We start from the raw sequence: 22,888 nt of genomic DNA, 5'->3' as shown, positions 1-22,888 counted from the left end.
CCGCGGAGTGGACCCCGGAACGAGTCCGGGGTGACGAGGGAGCGTGGAAAGGGCGACGACAACCAAGCGGCCATATCCATCGGCCCTGCATCGACAGGTAACCGAGGACTTATGCTGTCGGTCATCCCTCGCTAGACCCCACCCCATGACGCTCTTCCCGCCCGCCTCCTGCCCGCGCCTGATCGTCAAGGTCGGCTCCGCCCTGCTCGTCGCCCCCGATGGCGCGGTACGGCGGGACTGGCTCGCGACGCTGGTCGCCGACATCGCCGCGCGCGTCCGCGACGGCCAGCAGGTCGCGATCGTCTCGTCGGGTGCGATCGCGCTCGGCGCGCGGCGCCTCGGCCTCGCCAAGGGCGGCCGCGCCAGCCTCGAGGACGCGCAGGCCGCCGCCGCGACCGGCCAGATCGCGCTCAGCCAGACCTGGGCGGAGCTGCTCGGCGACCACGGCCTTACCGCCGCGCAGATGCTGGTGACGCTCGACGATCTGGAGGATCGCCGCCGCTATCTCAACGCCGCCGCGACGCTCGGCCGGTTGCTCGGGCTCGGCGTGGTGCCGGTCATCAACGAAAATGACAGCGTCGCCACCGAAGAGATTCGCTTCGGCGACAACGACCGGCTCGCCGCGCGCGTCGCGCAGGCGGCGGGGGCGCAGGGCGTCGTGCTGCTGTCTGACGTCGACGGCCTCTACGACGCCAACCCGCACACCAATCCGGCGGCACGGCATATCGCACGGGTCGAGCGGATCGACGCGGTCGCGGGCATGGCCGATGCCGGATCGGCGTCGGGCATGGGATCGGGCGGCATGGTGTCGAAGATCGCCGCGGCACGGATCGCCACCGGCGCCGGCGCGCATCTCGCCATCGCCAGCGGTCGACTGGATCACCCGCTCGCCGGGGCGCAGCGGCATACTTTGTTCGTCGCCGAACGCGCCGCACCGGCGCGCAAGGCGTGGCTGGCGGGCGGGCTGACCGCGCGCGGCCGCATCCACGTCGACGCGGGCGCGGCGCGCGCGCTGGCAGCGGGCGGCAGCCTGCTCGCCGCCGGCGCGACGCGGATCGAGGGCGCATTCGGCCGCGGCGATCTGGTGACGATCGAGGGGCCGGACGGCACGATCGCGCGCGGCCTGTCGGAATATGCGGCGGACGAGGCGCTGCGGCTGCTCGGCACGCGCTCGGAAGATCAGGCGGCGATCTTGGGGTACGCGCCCCGCGCCGCACTGGTCCACCGCAACCATCTGGCGCTGCTGTGAGATCGCCAGCCTCTTCGAGAGGCCGACCGGTGGCCCGACCATTCCAGTGTTCCTGCGAAAGCAGGAACCCAGGGCCAAGCAGACGACCGCTGTCCGTCTTCGAAACCCCTGGGCTCCTGCTTTCGCAGGAGCACAAATCGTCCTTTGTAGAGGTCGCGAGCATTACCGGCGCGATCGCAGGAGCCGCTTCATGACCACCCTCGCCATCACCGGCGCGACGGGGTTCGTCGGCGGCGCCCTCCTCGATCGGGCGCTCGCCGCCGGCCATCACGTCCGCGCGCTCACCCGCCGGCCGCAACCCGGCCGCAATGGCGTCATCTGGATCGAAGGCGCGCTCGACCGTCCCGACAGCCTCGCCGCGCTCGCCGATGGCGCGGACGCGATCGTCCATGTCGCCGGCGTGGTGAACGCGCCCGACCGCACCGGCTTCGTCGCCGGCAATATCGACGGCACGCGCGCCATGCTCGCCGCCGCGACCGCCGCCGGCGTCCGCCGCTTCGTCCACGTCTCGTCGCTGTCCGCACGCGAACCCGCGCTGTCCAACTACGGCTGGTCCAAGGCGGAGGCCGAATCGCTGGTACAGGCGAGCCCCCTCGCGTGGAGCATCGTCCGCCCGAGCGGCGTCTATGGCCCCGGCGACATGGAGATGCGCGACCTGTTCCGCGCCGCGAAGCTCGGCCTCGCGCTGCTGCCGCCGCGCGGCAAGGTGTCGCTGGTCGCGGTCGACGATCTCGCCCGCCTGTTGCTGACGCTCGCCACGCGCGACCTGCCGCCCGCGCTCTACGAGGTCGACGACGGTCACGTGCTCACCCATGACGAGATGGCGCAGGCGATCGGCCGCGCGGTCGGCCGGAGCCACGTGCTCGCGGTGCACCTGCCCAGGGCGATCCTCCATCTCGGTGCGAAGCTCGACAGGGGCCTGCGCGGATCGGCCGCCAAACTCACCGCCGATCGCGCGAACTATCTCGCCCACCCGGACTGGACCGCCCGCCCTGCGCTGCGCCCGCCGGCCGATCTGTGGACGCCGTCCGTCGCCCCGGAGGCAGGCCTCGCCGCAACCGCGCGATGGTATCGCGCCAACGGATTGCTATAGCGCCGCAACCCTGCCGTATTTGGCCGCCATCCAGGATAGTATGATGACCGACCGCACCCAGATCCTCGACACGATCAAGGCCCAGATCGAACCGTTCAACAAGAAAGGCGTCGCGCTGACCGAGGCGACCACCTTCCAGGGCGATCTGGAGTGGGACAGCCTGACCGTGATGGACTTCGTCGCGGCGATCGAGGACGAGTTCGAGATCATCATCACGATGAACATGCAGGCCGAGATCGAGACGGTCGGCCAGCTCGCCGACGCCGTCGCCAAGCTGAAGGGCGACGCATGACCGAGACCGGCCTGCAGTCCGAAACGCTCGACCTCGACCCCGCCCCGGTCGCGCCCGAGCGCGACCTGATGAGCAAGTTCGATTCGCTGATCGCCGAGCGCAAGGCGCTGATCGACACCGGCGTCACCGATCCGTTCGCGATCGTCATGGAGCAGGTGAAGAGCCCGACCGAGGCGGTGATCGCCGGCCGCGACACGATCCTGCTCGGCACCTACAATTACATGGGGATGACGTTCGATCCCGACGTCATCGCCGCCGGCCATGCCGCGCTCGACCGGTTCGGCTCGGGCACCAACGGCAGCCGCATGCTCAACGGCACCTTCCGCGACCATATGGAAGCGGAACAGGCGCTGCGCGACTTCTACGGCACCAGCGGCGCGATCGTCTTCTCGACGGGCTATATGGCCAATCTCGGCATGATCTCGACGCTCGTCGGCAAGGGCGAATATGTCATCCTCGACGCCGACAGCCACGCCTCGATCTACGACGGCTGCAAGCAGGGCAATGCCGAGATCGTTCGCTTTCGCCACAACAGCGTCGAGGATCTCGACAAGCGCCTCGGCCGCCTGCCCAAGGAGGCGGGCAAGCTCGTCGTGCTGGAGGGCGTCTATTCGATGCTCGGCGACGTCGCGCCGCTCAGGGAAATGGTCGCGGTCGCCAAGAAGCACGATGCGATGGTGCTGAGCGACGAGGCCCATTCGATGGGCTTCTACGGCCCCAACGGCCGCGGCGTGTACGAGGATCAGGGGCTGGAGGCGGACGTCGATTTCGTCGTCGGTACCTTCTCGAAATCGGTCGGCACCGTCGGTGGCTTCTGCGTGTCGAACCACCCGAAGTTCGAGGCGATCCGCCTCGCCTGCCGCGCCTATATCTTCACCGCCTCGCTGCCGCCGTCGGTCGTCGCGACCGCGGCGGCATCGATCCGCAAGCTGATGACCGCGCACGACAAGCGCGCGCAACTCTGGGCGAACGCGCGCCAGCTCCACGGCGGCCTCAAGGCGATGGGCTTCAGGCTCGGCACCGAGGCGCCCGACAGCGCGATCGTCGCGGTGATCCTCGACGACCAGGAACAGGCGGTCACGATGTGGCAGGCGCTGCTGCACGGCGGCGTCTACGTCAACATGGCGCGCCCGCCGGCAACCCCCGCCGGCACCTTCCTGCTGCGCTGCTCGCTGTGCGCCGAACATAGCGCAGCGCAGCTCGACGCGGTGCTCGCCGCCTTCCGCGCCGCGGGGCAGGCCGTGGGCGCGATCGGCTGAGCCTGCCGCGGCGCATGCCGCGGCGGCTTTCCACGCGGCGGGAAACGGACTAGCCTCACGCCCGTGACTCGCAACGACGCCGAAACGGTCTCCGTAGGGACCCTGGAGGGCGACGCGACCTGGCGGACGATCACGCTCGTCGTGATGGGTCTGCTCGGCGCGGCGGTGCTCGTCGCGCTCATCGTGACGCTGGGCGAGGCCAACCGCCAGCGCGACCGCGCGTTGCAGGCGCAGGCGCACAGCTACGACGTGATGATCCTCGCCCGCACCGTGTCGGGCACAATCGCCCGCTCCGAGGCGTCGCTCGGCCGCTACGTCATCAGCGGCAAGGCCGAGAAGGAGCTCGGCCAGCTCTATTATGACCAATGGCGCCTCGCCGGAACGCAGCTCGGCCGGCTCGAACGGCTGACCGTCGACACGCCGGAACAGAGCGCCCGCGTCCGCCGCCTGCGCGCCGCCTACGAACGGCGCGGCGAGGAGCTGTCGCTGACCGCGCTCAGCACCACCTACGGCCAGAACAGCCAGGCGCTCGCCCGTTATTACAAGGCGCGCCAGTCGCCGACGCTGACCGCGATCGACACGACGCTCGACCAGATCATCACCCGCGAACGCGCCCTGCTCGACCAGCGCACCGCCGACGCGATGCGCACCGTCGACCGGTCGAGCCGCATCGCGACGGTGCTGGCGATCTTCGGCGTGCTGATCGTCGTCGGTGCGCTGGTGCTCGGCTGGTTCACGCTGCACGCGGTCGGCGAGCGCGCCCTCGCCCGCGCCGAGGCGGAGGAGGAACGCGAGCGCGCCGAGGAACTCGCCGCTGCGGTGACCAAGGCGACCGACGAATTGCGCGTGCAGGAGGCCAAGGTCCGCCAGATCCACAAGATGGACGCGGTCGGCCAGCTCACCGGCGGCATCGCCCACGATTTCAACAATATGCTCGCGGTCGTCCTCGGCGGGCTCGAACTCGCGCGGCGCGCCGTCGGTCATGATCCGGCGACGGTGGCGCGGCATCTCGACAATGCGACCGACGGCGCCAATCGCGCCGCGGCGCTGACCCGGCGGCTGCTCGCCTTCAGCCGCGAGGAATCGCTCAAGCCCGAACCGATCGCCGCGGCGGCTTTGGTGTCGGGCATGTCCGAGCTGATCGACCGCACGCTCGGCGATGCGATCACCGTCGTCGTCCGCGACGATGCGCGCGGCTGGCAGGTCCATGCCGATCGCGTGCAGCTCGAAAATGCGGTGCTCAACCTCGCGGTCAACGCGCGCGACGCGATGAACGGTCGTGGCCGGCTGGTCATCGCGACCGGCGCGACGACGCTCGCCGACGATCATGTCGACGATTGCTGCGCCGGTGATTACGTCACGCTCGCGGTCACCGATACCGGCACCGGCATGACGCCCGAGGTGCTCGAACGCGTCTACGAACCCTTTTTCACCACCAAGGCGGCGGGCAAGGGCACCGGCCTCGGCCTCAGCCAGATCTTCGGCCTCGTGCGGCAGTTGCGCGGTGGCATCGCGATCGAGACCGCGCCCGGATGCGGCACCACCGTCACCCTCTATCTGCCGCGCGACACCAGCGCCGGCACCGCCGCGCCGGCCGCCGTCGTCGCGCCGGTCACCGTCGCGCCGCTCGCCGAGGCGCTGCGCGTGCTCGTCGTCGAGGACGATCCGCGCGTGCTCGCCGCGACGATGATGGCGCTGGAGGAGCTGGGCCATCGCGCCATCGCCTGCGACGCGCCGCTCAAGGCGCCGGCGCTGCTCGCCGGCAACGACGATATCGACCTCATCATCTCGGACGTGCTGATGCCGGGGCAGACCGGGCCGGAGATGATCGCCGCCCTCGCCCCGCATTACCCGCATATCGCCGTGCTGTTCGTCACCGGCTTCGCCGGCGAGGCGAATGCGAGCGAATTCGGCCGTCACCCGGTGCTGCGCAAGCCGTTCACGCTCAGCGGGCTGGAGCGCGCGATCGGCAAGGCGATGGCGACCGAACGCCCCGCTCCGCCGCAGCAGATAGCCGCCGAATGAGCCACCGGAATTTTAGCTGACGTTGCCGACACCCGCGCCTATACCGGCCGCTCCCCGCCCCGGCCCGAGCCCCTGACCGCATGACCTCCCTCGACCGCTACATGGCCCGGCTGATCGCGTTGCCGCTATTCTCGACGCTGACCATCGCCGCCATGCTGCTGGTGCTCGACCGTATCCAGCGCCTGTTCGTCTTCGTCGCCACCGAGGGTGGGCCGGTCAGCGTCGTGTGGCGGATGCTCGCCAATCTGCTGCCCGAATATCTCGGCCTTGGCATCCCCATCGGTCTGCTGCTTGGCATCCTGCTCGCCTTCCGCCGCCTCGCCGCCAATTCGGAACTCGACGTGCTCCGTGCGGTCGGCGTCAGCTACACGCGGATGCTGCGCGTGCCGTTCATGTACGCGCTGATCCTCGCGGCGCTCAACATCGCGATCGTCGGCTTCGTCCAGCCCAAGGCGCGCTATTATTACGAGCAGTTGCGCTTCGAGCTGCGCACCGGCGCGCTGGGTGCATCGATCAAGGTCGGCGAGTTCACCCATTTCGGCGACCGCATGACGCTGCGCATCGAGCAGAGCCACGACAAGGGCCGCAAGCTCGACGGCATCTTCGTCTATTACAACGACAAGGGCACCAGCTATTCGGTCACCGCCCAGTCGGGCCAGTTCCTCGCCACCGACGATCCCAACACGATCATCTTCCGCCTGACCAAGGGCACTTTGGTGCACAAGGCGCCCAATTTCACCGTGCCGCGGGTGCTGACCTTCACCTCGCACGATCTGCCGATCCCGCTGCCGCGCTACGAGAATTTCCGCCAGCGCGGCGGCCGCAATCTCGAATTCACGTTGCCCGAACTCGCAAAGCTCGGCCATCGCGCGCAGAGCGAGGAGCAGCGCGACAGCAGCCGCTCCGAATTCCACTTCCGCCTGGTCGAGGTGGCGACGATGTTCCTGTTGCCGCTGCTCGCGATCGCGCTCGGCGTGCCGCCCAAACGCTCCAATTCGGGCTTCGGCGTGTTCCTCGCGATCGTGATGATCGTCGCCTATCACAAGGTGAACGAATATGCCGCCTCGATCGGCGAGCTCGGCCGGATCGATCCGCTGATCGCGCTCTGGGTCCCCTTCTGCATCTTCGCCGGGATCATCCTCTGGATGTATTATCAGATCGCCTATGTCCCCGGCGGGCAACCGATCGGCGCGCTCGAACGCGCCTTCTCGAAGCTCGCCAAGCTCGTCACCCGCTATCTGCCCGGCCGCGGCCGCAAGAAGGAGCAGGCGGCATGAGCAGCTTCTTCCCGTCGCGCACCGTCGCGATCTACATGGGGCGGATGTTCCTGGTGCGCACCTTCGGGTTGCTCGCCGCGCTGCTGCTGATCCTGCAGACGCTCGACCTGCTCAGCGAATCGGGCCAGATCCTCGCGCATCCCGGCAATACGCAGGAACAGGTGTGGCAATATGTCGGGCTGCGCGCGCCGCAGATCGCCGCCTTCCTGCTGCCCTTCTCTGTCCTGCTCGGCACCATCCTGACGCTCATCACGATGAACCAGAACAGCGAGGTCATCGCGTTGAAGGCCGGCGGCCTGTCGGCGCATCAGGTGCTGGCGCCGCTGCTCGTCGCCAGCCTCGGCGTCGCCGGGCTCAGCTTCGCCTTCAACGAACGGATCGTCAGCCGCGCCACCGCGACGCTGGACCAGTGGAAGGACGCCGATTACGGCGCGCTGCCGATCGACCGCGGCGACCGGACCAACGTCTGGGTGCGCGACGGCGACGACCTGATCGCGGTGCAGCAGGTGCGCGGGCGCGGCGAGCAGGTGCGGCTCGGCAACGTCACCGTCTACGACCGCACCGGCGGCGAGCTGGTCGCGATCATCAAGGCGCCGACCGGCCGCCACGCCGGCAACGGCTGGGCGATCAGCCCGGCGACGCGCTTCGACGTCGCCACCGGCAAATTGAGCAACCTCGGCACGGTCAAGGTCGCGCCGGGCGTCCGCCCCGACCAGTTCACTCTGGGTGCGGTCAACCCCGACGGGCTCGACTTCGCCGCGCTCCACGCCGCGATCGGCGACTTGCGCGACGCCGGCCGGCCGACCAAGTCGCTCGAAGGCACGCTCTGGCACAAATTCTCCAGCCCGCTGTCGGCGGTGCTGATGCCGCTGCTCGGCGCGGTCGCGGCGTTCGGCATCGCGCGGTCGGGGCAATTGTTCGTGCGCGCGGTGATCGGCATGGCGCTGGGCTTCGCCTATTTCGTCGCCGACAATTTCGCACTCGCAATGGGCAATCTCGGCGCCTACCCACCCTTCCTCGCCGCCTGGGCGCCGTTCCTGCTGTTCCTGCTGATCGGCGAAGCGGTCCTGATCCGCACCGAGGAATAGGACGGCGGAAAGAAGCTGCTCCGCCCCCCCATCGTTCGCCCTGAGCCTGTCGAAGGGCAGGTGAGTCTTACGGTGCTTCGACAGGCTCAGCACCAACGGGGTGATGTTATCGATTCACGCGGAGGCGCGGAGGCGCGGAGAGGTATCGCGTGGGGCGGACGTGGCCCTGTAATTGCAAGACCTTGGTAGGAAGAGCCGCTGACGCTGCGAACGCAACACCTCCGCGCCTCTGCGCCTCTGCGCGAACCAACCTTCTTCTTCCCGCCCTACAGAACCGAACCTCCAGCGCAGACCTTACGGCACCGACAAAGGCCCCTCGAGCACCGCCGGCATCCGCGACACCAGAGCGCCCGCCAGCTTCGCACCGACCACCGCGGGCGCGTTCGCCTGCGTGCCGCCGACCTGCGCGGTCACCGCACTGCCCGTCCACAAGGTCCGCCCGTCGCGCCAGGCGGTGAGCGTGATCGTCATCCGCGTCACGATCAACGCGCGCAGATCCTGCTTCTGCGTCGGCAGCGCGAGTTGCACGCCCCCGCCCCAATTGGCGACGCTGGCGGCAGGCGCCTTGGTTCCGGAAGGCGCCCCGACCAGGCCGCGCTGCTCATGGTCGATCGCGACCCGCGCACGATAGCGGCTCGGACCGGTCGCCGGCAGGACGAGATAATTGGCGGAGTTGAAGGCATCGCCGACCGCATCGGCGATCGCGGGAATCTCGGGTCCATCGGTCTTGCCGTCGTCGACGACGGTGAGGGTGACCGTCCCCGGCGGCAGGGTTTCGGCGGCGACCGCCGGAACGGCCAGCAGGGCGACGATGCCGGACCAAATGATCATCTTCCGACCCCCACCTCCGGCAACCGTCCTGCCCTATTATAGCGCAATCCTCTGGTTACCGAGGGTGGAACGTGCTCCGCACGATCTTGTTCACCAATCCCGGCAGACCGGCATAGCTCGCCTTGTGGTAGGGCGAACCCTGCTCGACCGCCGCGGTGATCCGGCGATGCGCCTCGCCGAGCGCGTGATACGGCAGGCTCGGCAGCAGATGGTGGAGCGCGTGATAGCGCAGGCCGACTGGTGCCCACAGTGCCGGCAACAGCGCCGGCGGCGGCACGTTGACCGAATCGAGATACTGGGCGGTCACCGACATCGGCTCGCCGTCATTCTCCCAGAGATGCGCGACGAGGGTACGGACCTGGTTGACCACCGCGACGCCCGACCCGATCGCCAGCGCGATTGCGACGCTGCGCAGCGGGAAGACCCCCGTCGCGGTCAGCACCACGACCGCGATCGCCCACAGGCTCGCCGCGGTCTCGACGCGATCCCACATCGTCCGCGCCTCGCCCTCCGGGGCGCGACGGCGGAACGACGGATTGATCGCCAGCGCCGAATAGCGCTCCATCACGATCGTGCGGAACTTGGGCGACAGCAGCGACAGCGGCGACAGGATCGCATAACGGATCAGCAGGCCGAGCGGCGCCAGCGCGGAGATCACCACGAACGCCGGTAGCGTCCACGGCTTCATCAGCGCGAGCGGCAGATATTCCGGGTCTTCCGACGTACCGTAGCGCGTCTTGGCGTGGTGGAGGTTGTGCACGCCTTCATACATGAAGCTCGGCACCAGCATCGGCACGCCGACCAGCGCATTCCAAGCACCGCGGAAGCGGGGCACGGCACTATGCTTCATGTGACTGATTTCGTGGATAAAACTAAGCGCACGATACAGCGCCAGCGCCGATACGACGGCAGCGAGCACCACCCAGCCGGTCTGCCGGACGGTCACCGCCGCAGCCAGCGCGCCATAGCCGACCGCCACCGACCCGATCAGGTCGGCCCAATAGACGCCGGGACGCGGCGCGATCAGGTCGCGCGTCGCCTCCGCCGCCGCACGCAGCATCGCCTTGTCGTCGGCGATCCGCACGCGCGGCGCGCGTCCGGCCGGCTCGGCGACGGGGGCGCGGGATAGGGTCAGCGAGCGTTCCATGGCTTGGTCCATTGCGTGAAGATAGTGGCGATAGCGTGGCATTTACAGGCGCCCCGGCCGCTGCGGCGCCGCAACATATCGATCACTGATGACGGAAACGTCACTCGCCTTGCCGCGCCGCCGTGCTAGATCGCGGGCCAAAATGGGAGGCCCGAATGAGCGACCTGACGATCACCCCCGCCACCACCAAGAGCGAGCGCAAGGCGTTCGTCGACCTGCCGTTCCGGCTATACAAGGACGATCCCGCCTGGGTCCCGCCGCTGAAGGGCGAGGCGCTCGGCCTGATCACGCCGGAAAAGAACGGCTGGTACAGCCACGCCAAGGTGCAATTGTTCCTCGCCCGCGAGAACGGTCGGGTGGTCGGGCGTATCTCGGCGCATATCGACACGCTGGCGCTGACGATGCCGGCCGAACAGGGATTCGGTCCCGGTGTCGGTCAATGGGGGTCGATGGAAGCCGAGCGCGAGGACGTGTTCGTCGCGCTCCTCGCCAAGGCGGAGGGCTGGCTGCGCGAGCAGGGCATGACCCGCGCTCTCGGTCCGATCTCGCAATCCGTGTGGGAGGAGCCGGGCCTTCTCGTGCAGGGCTTCGATCATTCGCCGACGATCATGATGGGCCACGCCAAGCCGGAATATCAGGGCTGGATCGAGCGCGCGGGCTACCAGCAGGTCAAGCAGCTCTTCACCTACGAGCTGGACATCACCCAAGAGTTTCCGCCGATCGTCAAGCGGATCATACGCTCCGGCGAGAACAACCCGCGCATCGTCGTGCGCGAGGTCGACAAGCGCAAGTTCGAGGAAGAGGCGGCGATCATCCTGTCGATCCTCAACGATGCGTGGAGCGACAATTGGGGCTTCGTCCCCCTCACCCCGCCCGAGATCAAGGACGTCGGCGTCAAGCTCAAGCCGATCGTGTTCAACGACCTGATCCGCATCGCCGAACTCGACGGCAAGCCGGTCGCGTTCATGATCACGCTTCCGGACCTCAACGAGCCGCTCAAGCCCCTCAACGGCTCGCTGCTGCCGTTCGGCTGGGCGAAATTGCTGCTGTGGCTGCGCAAGCCGAAGGTGCGGACGATGCGCGTGCCCTTGATGGGCGTCGTCAAGGAATTGCAGGCATCGCGGATGGCGAGCCAGCTCGCCTTCATGATGATCGAATATATCCGCGTCGCCTCGGTCCAGCATTACGGCGCGAGCCGCGGCGAGATCGGCTGGATCCTCGACGACAACCAAGGCATGCGCTCGATCGCCGAGACGATCGATAGCCGCGTCAACAAGGTCTACAACATCTACGGGCGGGACCTTTAGATTTGACGCCACGCGAGGGAGGAGCCGATCGGATCAGACCGTGAAGCTTTCCCCGCAGCCGCACGCGCCCTTGGCATTGGGGTTGTTGAACACGAACCCGGCGGTGAAATCGTCCTCGACCCAGTCCATCGTCGATCCGACGAGATACAGGATCGAGCCGCCGTCGACGAACAAAGTGCCGCCGGGCGTCTCGATCCGCTCGTCGAACGGCTTGGCCTCGGTGACGTAATCGACCGAATAAGCGAGCCCCGAACAGCCGCGGCGCGGCGTCGAGAGCTTGACGCCGATCGCGCCGTCCGGCGCGCGTGCCATCAGATCGGCGATGCGTGCGTCGGCATTGGCGGTGAGGATCAGCGGCGCCGGCCGCTGGCGCAGGGTCGTGGCCATCACAGCATCCCCAGTTCGAGCTTGGCGTCGTCGGACATCTTCTGCGGGTCCCATGGCGGATCCCAGACGAGATTGACGTCGGCGAAGGCGATCCCCGGTACCGCTGCGACGCGCATCTCGACCTCGGCGGGCATCGATTCGGCAACCGGGCAATGCGGCGTGGTGAGCGTCATCGTCACCACCGCCTGACCGTTGTCCGCGACCTCGACGCCGTAGATCAGGCCGAGATCGTAGATGTTCACCGGGATTTCCGGATCGTAGATCTCTTTCAGCGCGTCGATCACCGCCTCGTACAGCGCGCCGCCCGGCTCGCCCGGCGCATCGCCCTGCGGCTGCTGCTGGAGAAAGCCGGTCAGGTAATCGCGTTCGCGCGGCGCATTGTCCGCCACGTCCTCGACGCGCGCGCGCGGCGCCGGCGTCACTCCGTCCACTTCCTCGATACGGATCGCATCGCTCATCCGAATATCCTCGTCACTCGTTCGACGCCCTTCACCAGCGCCTCGATGTCCTGCGGACCGTTATAGACCGCGAAGCTCGCCCGCGCGGTCGCATCCACGCCCAGCGCCTCCATCAGCGGCTGCGCGCAATGATGGCCGGCACGGATCGCCACCCGGCCCTCGTCCAAGATGGTGCCGACGTCGTGCGGATGCACCCCCTCGACCGCGAAACTGACGATGCCGGCGCTGTCCTCCGGCCCGAACAGGCGCACCGAGTTGAGCGACGCCAGCGCCGCACGCGCATCGCGGACCAAAGCGGTCTCGTGCGCATGGATGCGGTCGAGCCCGATCCCCTCGACATAGTCGATCGCCGCGGCAAGGCCGAGCGCGCCGACGATATGCGGCGTTCCCGCCTCGAACCGGCCCGGCGGCGGGGCATAGGTCGTCTTCGCGAAGGTCACGCGATCGATCATCGAGCCGCCACCCTGATAGGGCGGCATCTGCGCCAAGAACTCGCCGCGACCCCACAACACGCCGATCCCGGTCGGACCGTACAGCTTGTGACCGGAAAAGACGTAGAAATCGCAACCGATCGCCGCGACGTCCACCGCGATCCGCGGCACCGCCTGACAGCCGTCGAGCAGGATTTTCGCGCCGACGCCATGTGCCAGATCGGTCGCGCGCTTCGCGTCGAGCACCGAGCCGAGCACGTTCGAGACGTGCGCAAGCGCGACCAGTTTGTGCTGCGGGGTGAGGATCCGCTCCATCGCGTCGAGATCGATGCGATGATCCGCCGTCAGCGGCAGCACGTCGATCGCCGCGCCGACCCGCTCGGCGGCCATCTGCCACGGCACGATATTGCTGTGATGCTCCAGCATCGACAGCAGGATGCGGTCCCCCGCCTTGAGCTGCGTCGCCGCCCAGCATTGCGCGACGAGATTGATCCCCTCGGTCGCGCCGCGGACGAAGACGATCTCGTCGGACGTCGTCGCGCCGATGAAGCGTGCGACCTTGGCGCGCGCCGCCTCATAGGCGACGGTCATGTCGGCCGAGCGCTGGTAGACGCCGCGATGCACCGTCGCATAGGTCTCGCCATAGGCCCGCGCGATCGCGTCGATCACGACCTGCGGCTTCTGCGCGGTGGCCGCGGTATCTAGATAGGCCCATCCCGCGGGGATCGCCGGAAAGTCGGCGACGCGATCGAGGGGGGATTCGCTCACAGCGTCTGCTCCAGCCACACGTCGGCGTCCGCAGCGAAGACGTCGCGCACCGTCTCGTCGGCGATACGATCGAGCGCATCCGCGACGAACGCGCGCGTCAGCAGCGCCTTGGCGCGAGGCGCAGGAATGCCGCGGCTCTGCATGTAGAAGAGCGCGCGCGCGTCGAGTTCGCCGACCGTCGCGCCATGCGCGCATTTCACGTCGTCGGCGAAAATCTCAAGCTCGGGCTTGAGGTTGACCGTCGCGGTGCGCTGGAGAAGCAGCCCGCGCAGGCTCTGTTCGCCGTCAGTCTTCTGCGCATCGCGCGCCACCTCGACCGCGGCGGCGAGGCTCACCGTCGAGCGATCCGCGGCGACCGCGCGCCAGAGCTGGTGCGACTGGCCGTTGGGCTTGGCATGGCGGACGCGCACCGCGCATTCCTGCCGCTGGTCATCGCGGGTGAGCAGCGCGCCGCCGAGCTCGGCATAGGCACCGTCGCCATTCAGCGTCAGCGCCGCGTCGAGCCGCGTCCCCGCCGCGGTGGCGCCGAGCGCGACCGAGACGAAGCTGGCGGCCTCGGCGATCGTTACCTCGTCACGCGTCGAGACGAAGCCGGCGTCCTGCACGATGCGCACCGCGCGCATCACCCGCGCTCCCTGCCCCAGCTCGAACCGGGTCAGCGTGTTGGTCCAGCCGGCACCGGTGAAACTCTCGATTAGCGTCAGTACGGCATCCTCGCCGAGCGTGATGACGAGCGGCGTCTGGCTGTCCTCGCCGGCGTTGACGCGGGCGATCTCGATCGTGGTTACGGTGCGCGGCGCGAGCGTGATCCGGTGGCCGTCGCCCGCAGCATGGCGGGCAAGCGGGTGATCGCTAGCAAGGGCTTCCGGAACGATGGCGACGTCGCCGGGGCGGCTGACATCGGCATCGAGATCGCCGTCGACGAACACCAGTCGCGCCGCGTCGGGCAGGATCGCGTCCGGCACCGATGCCGACTGCGGCGTCAGCGCGCGGGCGGCTTGCAGTGCGGGCATGTCCGCCCAGCGAAACGCTTCCTCGCGCGTGGTGGGCAACTCGAGAACGGCGGTCATGCGGCGGCTCGCTGAATGGTGTCACGCGAAGGCGCGAAGACGCGAAGAGAAGAAAGGTTTTTTGCGCGCAGAGGCGCAGAGACGCGGAGAAGAAGAGAAGAAGACGTGACGGCGCCTGCAGCGCGAGCCTTCTCCCTGCGCGTCAGCGCAATATCAAAATTGTTGGGGATGATCGATGAGAGCAGGCCTCCCGCGACGCAATCTCCGCGCCTCTGCGCCTCTGCGCGAACAAAGACCGTATCGAGGGCACCCGACGGCATGCCAAGCGACACGCCCTCTTCGCGCCTTCGCGCCTTCGCGTGAACGAAAATCACGCCGTCACCCCCGCATAGCCCTCACGCTCCAGCTCGTGCGCGAGGTCAGCGCCACCGGTGCGGACGATACGCCCGTCGGCGAGCACGTGGACAACGTCGGGTCGCACGTAATCGAGCAGCCGCTGGTAGTGGGTGATCAGCAGCACCGCCTTGTCGGGCGCGCGCATGATGCGGTTGATGCCGTCGCCGACGATGCGCAGCGCGTCGATGTCGAGGCCGCTGTCGGTCTCGTCGAGGATCGCGAACTTGGGGTTCACGACGCCCATCTGCACCATCTCGTTGCGCTTCTTCTCGCCGCCGGAGAAACCGACGTTGACCGGGCGCTTGAGCATTTCGGCATCCATGTCGAGCTTGCGCGCCTCCTCGCGCGCGAGCTTCAGGAACTCCGCCCCGGACAGCGGCTTCTCGCCACGCACGCCACGCTGCGCGTTGAGCGCCTCGCGCAGGAACTGGACGTTGCTGACGCCGGGGATCTCGACCGGATATTGGAAGCCGAGAAACACGCCCGCCGCAGCGCGCTCGTTGGGAGCAAGCTCCAGCAGGTCCTGCCCGTCGAAGGTGATCGATCCCTCGGTCACCTCATAACCGGGACGGCCGCCGAGCACATAGCCGAGCGTCGACTTGCCCGCACCGTTCGGCCCCATGATCGCATGGATCTCGCCCGCATTCACTTCGAGCGTGAGACCCTTGAGGATCGGCTTGCCGTCGATCTCGGCGTGGAGGTTTTCAATCTTGAGCATTGATCTGATCTTCTTCCTTAAGCCCCTCCCCTGCGGGGGAAGGGTTTGGGGGTGAGGGAAGTCTCACCGAGACTGTCACCCGCATCCCCCACCCAATCTTACCCTACCGAGCCTTCGAGGCTGATCCCGAGCAGCTTCTGCGCCTCGACAGCGAATTCCATCGGCAATTGCTGCAGCACCTCACGTGCGAAACCGTTGACGATCAGCGCCACCGCCGCCTCCTGATCGAGACCGCGGCTCATCGCGTAGAAGAGCTGGTCCTCGCTGATCTTCGAGGTCGTCGCCTCATGCTCGATCTGCGCCGAGGGATTCTTCACCTCGATGTACGGCACGGTATGCGCGCCGCATTGGTCGCCGAGCAGCAGCGAATCGCACTGCGTGAAGTTACGGACGTTCTCCGCGGTCGGCCCGACCCGGACCAGCCCGCGATAGGTGTTGTCCGAACGCCCCGCCGAAATCCCCTTCGACACGATCGTCGAGCGCGATCCCTTGCCGAGGTGGATCATCTTGGTGCCGGTATCGGCCTGCTGGCGGTTGTTGGTCACCGCGACCGAATAGAATTCGCCGACGCTGTTCTCGCCGGCGAGCACGCAGCTCGGATATTTCCAGGTGATCGCCGATCCGGTCTCGACCTGCGTCCACGACACCTTGCTGTTCCGGCCCTGACACAGCGCGCGCTTGGTGACGAAATTGTAGATGCCGCCGACGCCATTCTCGTCGCCGGGATACCAGTTCTGCACGGTCGAATATTTGATCTCGGCATCGTCGAGCGCGACCAGTTCGACGACGGCAGCGTGGAGCTGGTTCTCGTCGCGCATCGGCGCGGTGCAGCCTTCGAGATAGGAGACGTACGCCCCCTTGTCGGCGACGATCAGCGTCCGCTCGAACTGGCCGGTATTCTCGGCATTGATGCGGAAATAGGTCGACAGCTCCATCGGGCAGCGCACGCCTTCCGGGATGTAGACGAACGTGCCGTCGGAGAAGACCGCCGAGTTGAGCGTCGCGAAATAATTGTCGCGCTGCGGCACGACCTTGCCCAGCCATTTGCGGACCAGATCGGGATATTCGCGGATCGCCTCGCTGATCGAGCGGAAGATGACGCCCGCGGCCTCCAGCTCCTTGCGGAAGGTGGTGGCGACCGAGACGCTGTCGAACACTGCATCCACCGCGACGCGGCGCTTCGGATTGCCCTCCGCATCGAGGTCCTCGACCCCGGCGAGCATCTTCTGCTCGGCGATCGGAATGCCGAGCTTTTCGTAGACGCGCAAGATCTCGGGATCGACCTCGTCGAGCGAGCCGAGCTTTGGCTTCGCCTTCGGCTCGGCGTAATAATAGGCGTCCTGATAGTCGATCGGGGGGACGTTGAGCTTGGCCCAGTCGGGCGCGTCCATCGTCTGCCACAGGCGGAACGCCTTCAGCCGCCAGTCGAGCATCCATTCGGGCTCGTTCTTCTTGGCGCTGATGTAGCGAACCGTGTCCTCGCTCAGCCCCTTGGGCGCGAAGTCCTGTTCGATATCGGACGAAAAGCCCCATTCGTAGGTCTTGGAGACGGCCGCATAGGCCTCTGCGTTCTTGGTCGCCATGGTTACACCTGTTCGCTCAGCGGAGCGGGAATGGGATCGTGGATGGGAGCGCGCGAAAGCCGGGCGAGCGAGACGCCGGCAAGCGCGCCGCGGACCGCCTCGTTGACGATCCCCCAATGCGGCCGGACGAGGCAATTGCCCTCCAGCCCGCATTCGTGGCGGCTGCCCTCGACGCAGGAGGTCATCTGGATCGGCCCCTCGACCGCCTCGACGATATCGGCGAGGCTGATCGCCGCGGCGGGCCGGGCGAGGCGGAAACCGCCACCGGTGCCACGCGTGCTCTCGATCAGGCCGGCGCTCGACAGCCGGCTGACCAGCTTCTGCGCGGTCGGCAGCGGCACGCCGGTCTCCTCGGCGAGCAGCGTCGCGTTGAGCCGCGCCGCACCGCCGCAATGGCGCGCGGCGGCGGACATCATCACGACCGCATAATCGGCAAGGCTGGAAAGTCGCATCGGCTCCGGTCAGTTGTTGCGAGCGTTTCGCAAATCGGATCAATTCGATCCGATTGCGAGATAGGGTTTTGTGCGCTGCGGTCAAGCGGGGATGGGCGATCTGTGTGAGTGAGGGAGGCGTCACTATCCTTCCTTCCGTCATCCCCGCGCAGGCGGGGATCCATACACGCCGCAGTATCGGCTGAACCGCAGCGTCAGCGTTTATGGATCCCCGCCTCCGCGGGGATGACATACTGGGGGCGCAAGCGCGCTTTGACCTTCGCCCCCACCGATGCGATGGGCCATCCCATGTCCTACGCCCTTCGCCCGCTCCTCTTCGCGCTCGATGCCGAACGCGCGCATGCGCTGACGCTGAAGGCGCTATCACTGCGCGCCAAACTGCCCGCCCCCGCCTCCAAGCCGAATCCGCGCCTCGCCACCCGCATCAGCGATCTTGCCTTCGCCAACCCGCTCGGCGTGGCGGCGGGGCTCGACAAGGACGGGGTGGCGATCGAGGGACTGTTCGGCCTCGGCTTCGGCGCGGTCGAGATCGGCACGCTCACGCCCCTGCCCCAATCGGGCAACCCGAAGCCGCGGTTGTTCCGCCTCGTCGCCGACCGCGCGGTGATCAACCGCATGGGCTTCAACAACGGCGGGCTCGAAGGCGGCCTCGCCCGCGCCCGCGCCGCCCGACGCGGTGCCGGCCGTCTCGGCATCAACGTCGGCGCCAACAAGGACGCGACCGACCGCGTCGCCGATTATGTCGCCGGCGTCTCCGCCGCCGCGCCGCTCGCCGATTACGTCACGATCAACATCTCCTCGCCCAACACCCCCGGCCTGCGCGACCTCCAGCACGGCGCGGCACTCGACGAGCTGCTCGTCGCTTGCACCGCGGCGCGCGGCACGACGCCACTGTTCCTGAAGGTCGCCCCCGATCTCGACGCCGCGGCGATCGACGGCATCGCCCGCGCCGCGATCGGCCACGGGCTCGACGCGATCATCATGGGCAACACGACGATCTCGCGCCCGCCGCTACGGTCGCCACAAGCGGGCGAGGCCGGCGGCCTGTCGGGCGCGCCGCTCGCGACGCTTGCCCGGCAGCGGCTGGCCGACCTGCGCAGCGCCACCGGCGGCGGCATCGCGCTGATCGCCGCGGGCGGGATCGACAGCGGCGCGGAAGCCTATGCGCGCATCCGCGCCGGTGCGCGCCTCGTCCAGCTCTATTCGGCGCTCGTCTACGAAGGACCGGGACTCGCCCGCCATATCCTCGCCGAGCTCGACGCCTGCCTCGTCCGCGACGGTTTCGCGGATATCGCCGCGGCGGCCGCGGCGTAACGGCTTGCCCTCGGCGGACCAGCCGTTAGGCTTTGCGGCGATGAAGATCGGACTCGCGCTCGCCCTTGCCGCCGTCAGTGCCCCGGCGCTGGCCAAGGCTCCGCCGCCCCAGGCCCCCGGAATGGTCAGCGCCGCCGATCCGCGCGCCGCGGCGGCGGGGGTCGAGATCCTCAAGGCGGGCGGCAGTGCCACCGACGCCGCGATCGCGACGATGCTCGCGCTCAACGTCGTCGAGCCGCAGAGTTCCGGCATCGGCGGCGGCAGCTTCTGGGTCAGCCACGCCGCCAAGACCGGCAAGGTGACGACGATCGACGCGCGCGAGGCTGCCCCCGCCGCCGCGACGCCGCGCTGGTTCTACGACGCCGCCGGCAGGCCGCTGAGCCACGACGACGCGGTGCCGGGCGGGCGCAGCGTCGGCGTGCCGGGCGCGCTGCGCGGCATGGCGCTGGCGCACCGCCAGTCGGGCAAACTGCCCTGGGCGCGCTTGTTCGAACCGGCGATCCGGCTGGCGCGCGACGGCTTCCGCGTCAGCCCGCGCTTCCGCCATTCGGACGAATCCTACGGCGACCATCTCACGCCCGAGGCGCGCACGGTATTCACCGTCGGCGCCGACGGCATCCTGCGCAATCCGGCACAGGCGGCGCTGCTCGACCGGATCGCGCGGCAGGGTCCCGACAGTTTCTACGTCGGCCCGCAGGCGGCGAAGCTGGTCGCGACGGTCAACGGCGCCGCGCGCAACCCGTCGAAGATGACGACCGGCGATCTGGCGACCTACGACGCCAAGCCGCGCCCCGAATTGTGCGTTCCCTATCGGACCTACCGGATCTGCGGGATGGGGCCGCCGTCGTCGGGCGGGATCACCGTGCTGATGATCCTCAAACAGCTCGAACGGTTCGACATGGCGAAACTGGGCAAGGATTCGCCCGTCGCCTGGCATCTGTTCGCCGAAAGCTCGCGCCTCGCTTATGCCGACCGCAACCTGTACGTCGGCGATCCCGATTACGTCCGCGTCCCGGTCAAGGGCTTGCTCGACCCCACCTATATCGCGAAGCGCTCGGCGCTGATCGCGACCGACAAGACGATGGCGCGCGTCGCCGCCGGCACGCCGCCGGGCGCACCGGCACGCACCCCGGCGCCGGTCAGCGAGGTCGCCGGCACCACCGACCTCGCCGTCGCCGATCGCGCCGGCAACGTCGTCGAGGTGACGACGACGGTCGAGGGGCCGTTCGGCTCGGGGCTGGTCGTCGACGGCACCGTGCTCAACAACGAGCTGACCGACTTCGACATCGTGCCGGTGGATGCCGGCTATCTCGTCGCCAACCGCGTCGAGGGCGGCAAGCGGCCGCGCAGCTCGATGGCGCCGACGATCGTCTACGACGCCAGCGGCAAGGTCCGTCTGGCGGTCGGCGCGGCGGGCGGCTCGACGATCATCGCGCAGATCGCCAAGGCGCTGATCGGCGTGCTCGACTGGAATCTGTCGGCGCAGGAGGCGATCGCGCTCGGCCTTGTCTACGCCCCCGGCCCGGTCGCGACGCTGGAGACCGGCACTGGCGCCGCCGCGCTGCAACCCGCGCTCGCCGCGCTGGGCGAACGCACGCAGGTCGCGCCGCTCGGGCTCAAGGCCAATGCGATCGAATGGAAGCAGGGCCGCTGGGTCGGCGCCGCCGATCCGCGCAGCGAGGGCGTCGCGATCGGCGAGGACGGCAGCGTCAGCGACCCGACCCGCATGGCGCCGGTCGCCAACCGCCCTTCGGAATAAACGACGACGGCGGGCCGGCGAGCCCGGCCGCGACAGGAGAGATCATGGCCCTCGAGCGTTTCACCAATCTCGTCACGATGTTCTTCGCTCGGGCGAAGGACCGCGGCGACGCTCCCTTCCTCTGGGCGAAACGCGACGGCCAATGGGTCGCGACGAGCTGGGCGGAGGCAGCACGTCAGGTCGCGAGCCTCGCCGCGGGTCTCAAGGCGATCGGCATGAAACCGGGCGACCGGGTGATGCTGGTCAGCGAGAACCGGCCGGAATGGTGCATCAGCGATCTCGCGATCATGGCGGCGGGCTGCATCACCGTGCCGGCCTATGTCACCAATACCGAGCGCGACCATGCCCATATCATCGCCGATTCGGGCGCATGCGGCATCATCGTGTCCACCGACAAGCTCGCGCGCACGGTGCTCACCGCGGTGCTGCGCTCCAACCAGGGCCAGATCGTCATCGGCATCGATCCGATGCGCGCGCCCTCGGCCGGCGTCGACTTCCACGACTGGCATGCGCTGATCGCCGACCATCCGACCGAGCCAACGGTGGCCGCGGCGGAAGCGACCTTCCAGCGCGGGGACCTCGCCTGCATCATCTACACCAGCGGCACCGGCGGTGCACCGCGCGGGGTGATGCAGCATCACGGCGCGATCCTGCACAATTGCAACGGCTGCGCGACGGTCATCGAAGAGGATTTCGGCGCGGGCGACGAGGTATTCCTGTCGTTCCTGCCGCTCAGCCACGCCTATGAACATACCGGCGGCCAGCATCTGCCGATCTCGCTCGGCGGCCAGATCTATTATGCCGAGGGGCTCGACAAGCTCGCCGCCAATATCGAGGAAGTGCGCCCGACGATCATGTTCGTCGTGCCGCGCCTGTTCGAGGTGCTGCGCACGCGGATCAGCAAGGCGATCGAGAAACAGGGCGGCATGTCCGCCTATCTGCTGGCGAAGGCGCTCGACGTCGGCGCGAAGGCGAATGCGGGCACGCTGCGCCTCGCCGACCGGCCCGCGCAACTGCTGGTCCGCACTCTGTTCAAGCCGAAGATCGCGAAGAAGTTCGGCGGACGGATGAAGGCGATGGTGTCGGGCGGCGCGCCGCTCAACCCGGAGATCGGGTTGTTCTTCCAGTCGCTCGGCGTCACCTTCCTGCAAGGCTATGGCCAGACCGAGGCGGCGCCGGTGATCTCGTGCAACCGGCCGAGCGCGGGCATCCGCATGGATTCGGTCGGCCCGCCGCTGATCGATACCGAGGTGCGCATCGCCGAGGACGGCGAGATCCTGGTGCGCGGCGAGCTGGTGATGCACGGCTATTGGCGCAACGAGGCCGAGACGGCGCGCGTGCTCAAGGACGGCTGGCTGCACACCGGCGACATCGGCGAAATCGACGCCGCCGGCCGCATCGCGATCACCGATCGCAAGAAAGACCTCATCATCAACGACAAGGGCGACAATGTCGCGCCGCAGAAGGTCGAGGGGATGCTGACGCTGCAACCCGAGATCGTGCAGGCGATGATCGCCGGCGACCGGCGCCCCTATATGGTCGCGCTGATCGTCCCGGACCCCGAATGGACGCAGGAATGGTGCGCGGCCAACGGCACGCTCTGCAAGTTCGAGCGACTGGCGGAGAACAGCGAATATCGCACCGCGATCGGCCATGCGGTGGAGCGCGTGAACAAGGATCTGTCGGTCACCGAACGCATCCGCCGTTTCGTGCTGGCGGATGCGCCGTTCACGATCGAGAACGAGCAACTGACGCCCAGCCTCAAGATCCGCCGCCACGTGATCCGCAAGGAATATGGCGACCGGCTGGACGCGCTATATCGGGGGTGAGGTGACCTCGCGGGCTCCCGCCCTGTCCTCCCCTCCGCCAGCTTGAATAACCTTACTGCGGGCGGAGCCGGGGCCAGCGAAGTTCGATCGGTTTCTTTATCAGATTCGTCACCCCGGACTTGTTCCGGGGTCCACCGAGCCGCGAAAGAACGGTGTCGAAACAGGCCTTTCTCCTCGCCGCAGGGTGGACCCCGGAACAAGTCCGGGGTGACGGG

At 68.1% G+C, this 22,888-nt stretch carries 20 protein-coding genes; 11 read left to right on the top strand and 9 right to left on the bottom strand.

Annotation, left to right across the window (positions count from 1 at the left end; genetic code table 11):
* The first annotated feature begins 145 nt into the window (after positions 1-145).
* The 7 genes from proB to lptG all read left to right on the top strand — a co-directional run bounded on the left by proB (position 146) and on the right by lptG (position 8,283).
* Positions 146-1,249 carry a glutamate 5-kinase gene (gene proB / locus FFS23_RS03240; protein WP_137897426.1) on the top strand — a complete coding sequence of 368 codons (1,104 nt, stop codon included), beginning with the start codon at positions 146-148 and terminating at the stop codon, positions 1,247-1,249.
* Positions 1,250-1,439: 190 nt separating this feature from the next.
* Complete coding sequence (locus FFS23_RS03235) at positions 1,440-2,342, top strand: NAD-dependent epimerase/dehydratase family protein (RefSeq protein ID WP_137897425.1); 903 nt, start codon at positions 1,440-1,442, stop codon at positions 2,340-2,342.
* 43 nt (positions 2,343-2,385) lie between these two features.
* Positions 2,386-2,634 (top strand): acyl carrier protein, encoded by a 249-nt coding sequence (locus tag FFS23_RS03230; RefSeq protein WP_038666809.1) that lies wholly within the window; start codon positions 2,386-2,388, stop codon positions 2,632-2,634.
* Positions 2,631-3,893: a serine palmitoyltransferase gene (gene spt, locus FFS23_RS03225; RefSeq protein ID WP_137897424.1), complete on the top strand. Its 1,263-nt coding sequence runs from the start codon at positions 2,631-2,633 to the stop codon at positions 3,891-3,893. Before FFS23_RS03230 ends, spt begins: the two co-directional genes overlap by 4 nt.
* A 144-nt stretch (positions 3,894-4,037) precedes the next feature.
* Positions 4,038-5,918, top strand: a complete 1,881-nt coding sequence (locus tag FFS23_RS03220) for an ATP-binding protein (protein ID WP_081974537.1) — start codon at positions 4,038-4,040, stop codon at positions 5,916-5,918.
* A gap of 80 nt (positions 5,919-5,998) precedes the next feature.
* Positions 5,999-7,195 (top strand): LPS export ABC transporter permease LptF, encoded by a 1,197-nt coding sequence (gene lptF, locus FFS23_RS03215; RefSeq protein WP_171009336.1) that lies wholly within the window; start codon positions 5,999-6,001, stop codon positions 7,193-7,195.
* Positions 7,192-8,283: an LPS export ABC transporter permease LptG gene (gene lptG, locus FFS23_RS03210; protein WP_038661466.1), complete on the top strand. Its 1,092-nt coding sequence runs from the start codon at positions 7,192-7,194 to the stop codon at positions 8,281-8,283. Before lptF ends, lptG begins: the two co-directional genes overlap by 4 nt.
* Before the next feature lie 294 nt (positions 8,284-8,577).
* Here the strand turns inward: lptG and FFS23_RS03205 are convergent, their stop codons facing one another.
* Together FFS23_RS03205 and FFS23_RS03200 are read right to left on the bottom strand one after the other, a co-directional pair.
* Positions 8,578-9,114, bottom strand: a complete 537-nt coding sequence (locus FFS23_RS03205) for a hypothetical protein (RefSeq protein ID WP_137897423.1) — start codon at positions 9,112-9,114, stop codon at positions 8,578-8,580.
* Positions 9,115-9,169: 55 nt separating this feature from the next.
* On the bottom strand, positions 9,170-10,261 hold the full coding sequence (locus FFS23_RS03200; protein ID WP_137897472.1) for a fatty acid desaturase family protein: 1,092 nt from the start codon (positions 10,259-10,261) through the stop codon (positions 9,170-9,172).
* 155 nt (positions 10,262-10,416) lie between these two features.
* Here FFS23_RS03200 and FFS23_RS03195 point away from each other — a divergent pair, with 155 nt between their 5' ends.
* Positions 10,417-11,568, top strand: coding sequence for an N-acetyltransferase (locus FFS23_RS03195; protein ID WP_137897422.1), 1,152 nt, complete (start codon positions 10,417-10,419; stop codon positions 11,566-11,568).
* Between the two features lie 33 nt (positions 11,569-11,601).
* Here the strand turns inward: FFS23_RS03195 and FFS23_RS03190 are convergent, their stop codons facing one another.
* From FFS23_RS03190 to FFS23_RS03160, 7 genes are all read right to left on the bottom strand, one after another.
* Entirely contained in the window at positions 11,602-11,955 is a 354-nt protein-coding gene (locus tag FFS23_RS03190) for a HesB/IscA family protein (RefSeq protein WP_038661475.1), read from the bottom strand.
* Positions 11,955-12,413, bottom strand: coding sequence for an SUF system Fe-S cluster assembly protein (locus FFS23_RS03185; RefSeq protein WP_137897421.1), 459 nt, complete (start codon positions 12,411-12,413; stop codon positions 11,955-11,957). The genes FFS23_RS03190 and FFS23_RS03185 overlap by 1 nt, the downstream gene beginning before the upstream one ends.
* Positions 12,410-13,612 carry an aminotransferase class V-fold PLP-dependent enzyme gene (locus tag FFS23_RS03180; protein ID WP_249340497.1) on the bottom strand — a complete coding sequence of 401 codons (1,203 nt, stop codon included), beginning with the start codon at positions 13,610-13,612 and terminating at the stop codon, positions 12,410-12,412. Before FFS23_RS03180 ends, FFS23_RS03185 begins: the two co-directional genes overlap by 4 nt.
* Positions 13,609-14,682 carry a SufB/SufD family protein gene (locus FFS23_RS03175; protein ID WP_137897419.1) on the bottom strand — a complete coding sequence of 358 codons (1,074 nt, stop codon included), beginning with the start codon at positions 14,680-14,682 and terminating at the stop codon, positions 13,609-13,611. The genes FFS23_RS03180 and FFS23_RS03175 overlap by 4 nt, the downstream gene beginning before the upstream one ends.
* A gap of 310 nt (positions 14,683-14,992) precedes the next feature.
* The gene (gene sufC, locus FFS23_RS03170) at positions 14,993-15,736 is read right to left on the bottom strand and encodes a Fe-S cluster assembly ATPase SufC (RefSeq protein ID WP_137897418.1); all 744 of its coding nucleotides are present in this window, start codon (positions 15,734-15,736) and stop codon (positions 14,993-14,995) included.
* A gap of 98 nt (positions 15,737-15,834) precedes the next feature.
* Entirely contained in the window at positions 15,835-17,319 is a 1,485-nt protein-coding gene (gene sufB, locus FFS23_RS03165; protein ID WP_137897417.1) for a Fe-S cluster assembly protein SufB, read from the bottom strand.
* A 2-nt stretch (positions 17,320-17,321) separates the two neighbouring features.
* Positions 17,322-17,771: an SUF system Fe-S cluster assembly regulator gene (locus tag FFS23_RS03160; protein ID WP_137897416.1), complete on the bottom strand. Its 450-nt coding sequence runs from the start codon at positions 17,769-17,771 to the stop codon at positions 17,322-17,324.
* Between the two features lie 288 nt (positions 17,772-18,059).
* Between FFS23_RS03160 and FFS23_RS03155 the strand changes: the two genes are divergently transcribed.
* From FFS23_RS03155 to FFS23_RS03145, 3 genes are read left to right on the top strand one after another with little or no spacing between them, the layout of a single operon-like run.
* Entirely contained in the window at positions 18,060-19,085 is a 1,026-nt protein-coding gene (locus FFS23_RS03155) for a quinone-dependent dihydroorotate dehydrogenase (RefSeq protein ID WP_249340496.1), read from the top strand.
* 40 nt (positions 19,086-19,125) lie between these two features.
* Complete coding sequence (ggt, locus tag FFS23_RS03150) at positions 19,126-20,844, top strand: gamma-glutamyltransferase (RefSeq protein ID WP_171009335.1); 1,719 nt, start codon at positions 19,126-19,128, stop codon at positions 20,842-20,844.
* Between the two features lie 41 nt (positions 20,845-20,885).
* Entirely contained in the window at positions 20,886-22,673 is a 1,788-nt protein-coding gene (locus FFS23_RS03145; RefSeq protein ID WP_137897469.1) for an AMP-dependent synthetase/ligase, read from the top strand.
* Positions 22,674-22,888: the final 215 nt, after the last annotated feature.

Origin of the sequence: Sphingomonas sp. 2SG (assembly GCF_005503285.1) — a bacterium.
In the GTDB taxonomy this organism is placed as follows: Bacteria; Pseudomonadota; Alphaproteobacteria; order Sphingomonadales; family Sphingomonadaceae; genus Sphingomonas; species Sphingomonas taxi.
The sequence above is the reverse complement of the archived record's forward strand: the minus strand, read 5'-3'. Positions and strand labels throughout refer to the sequence as shown.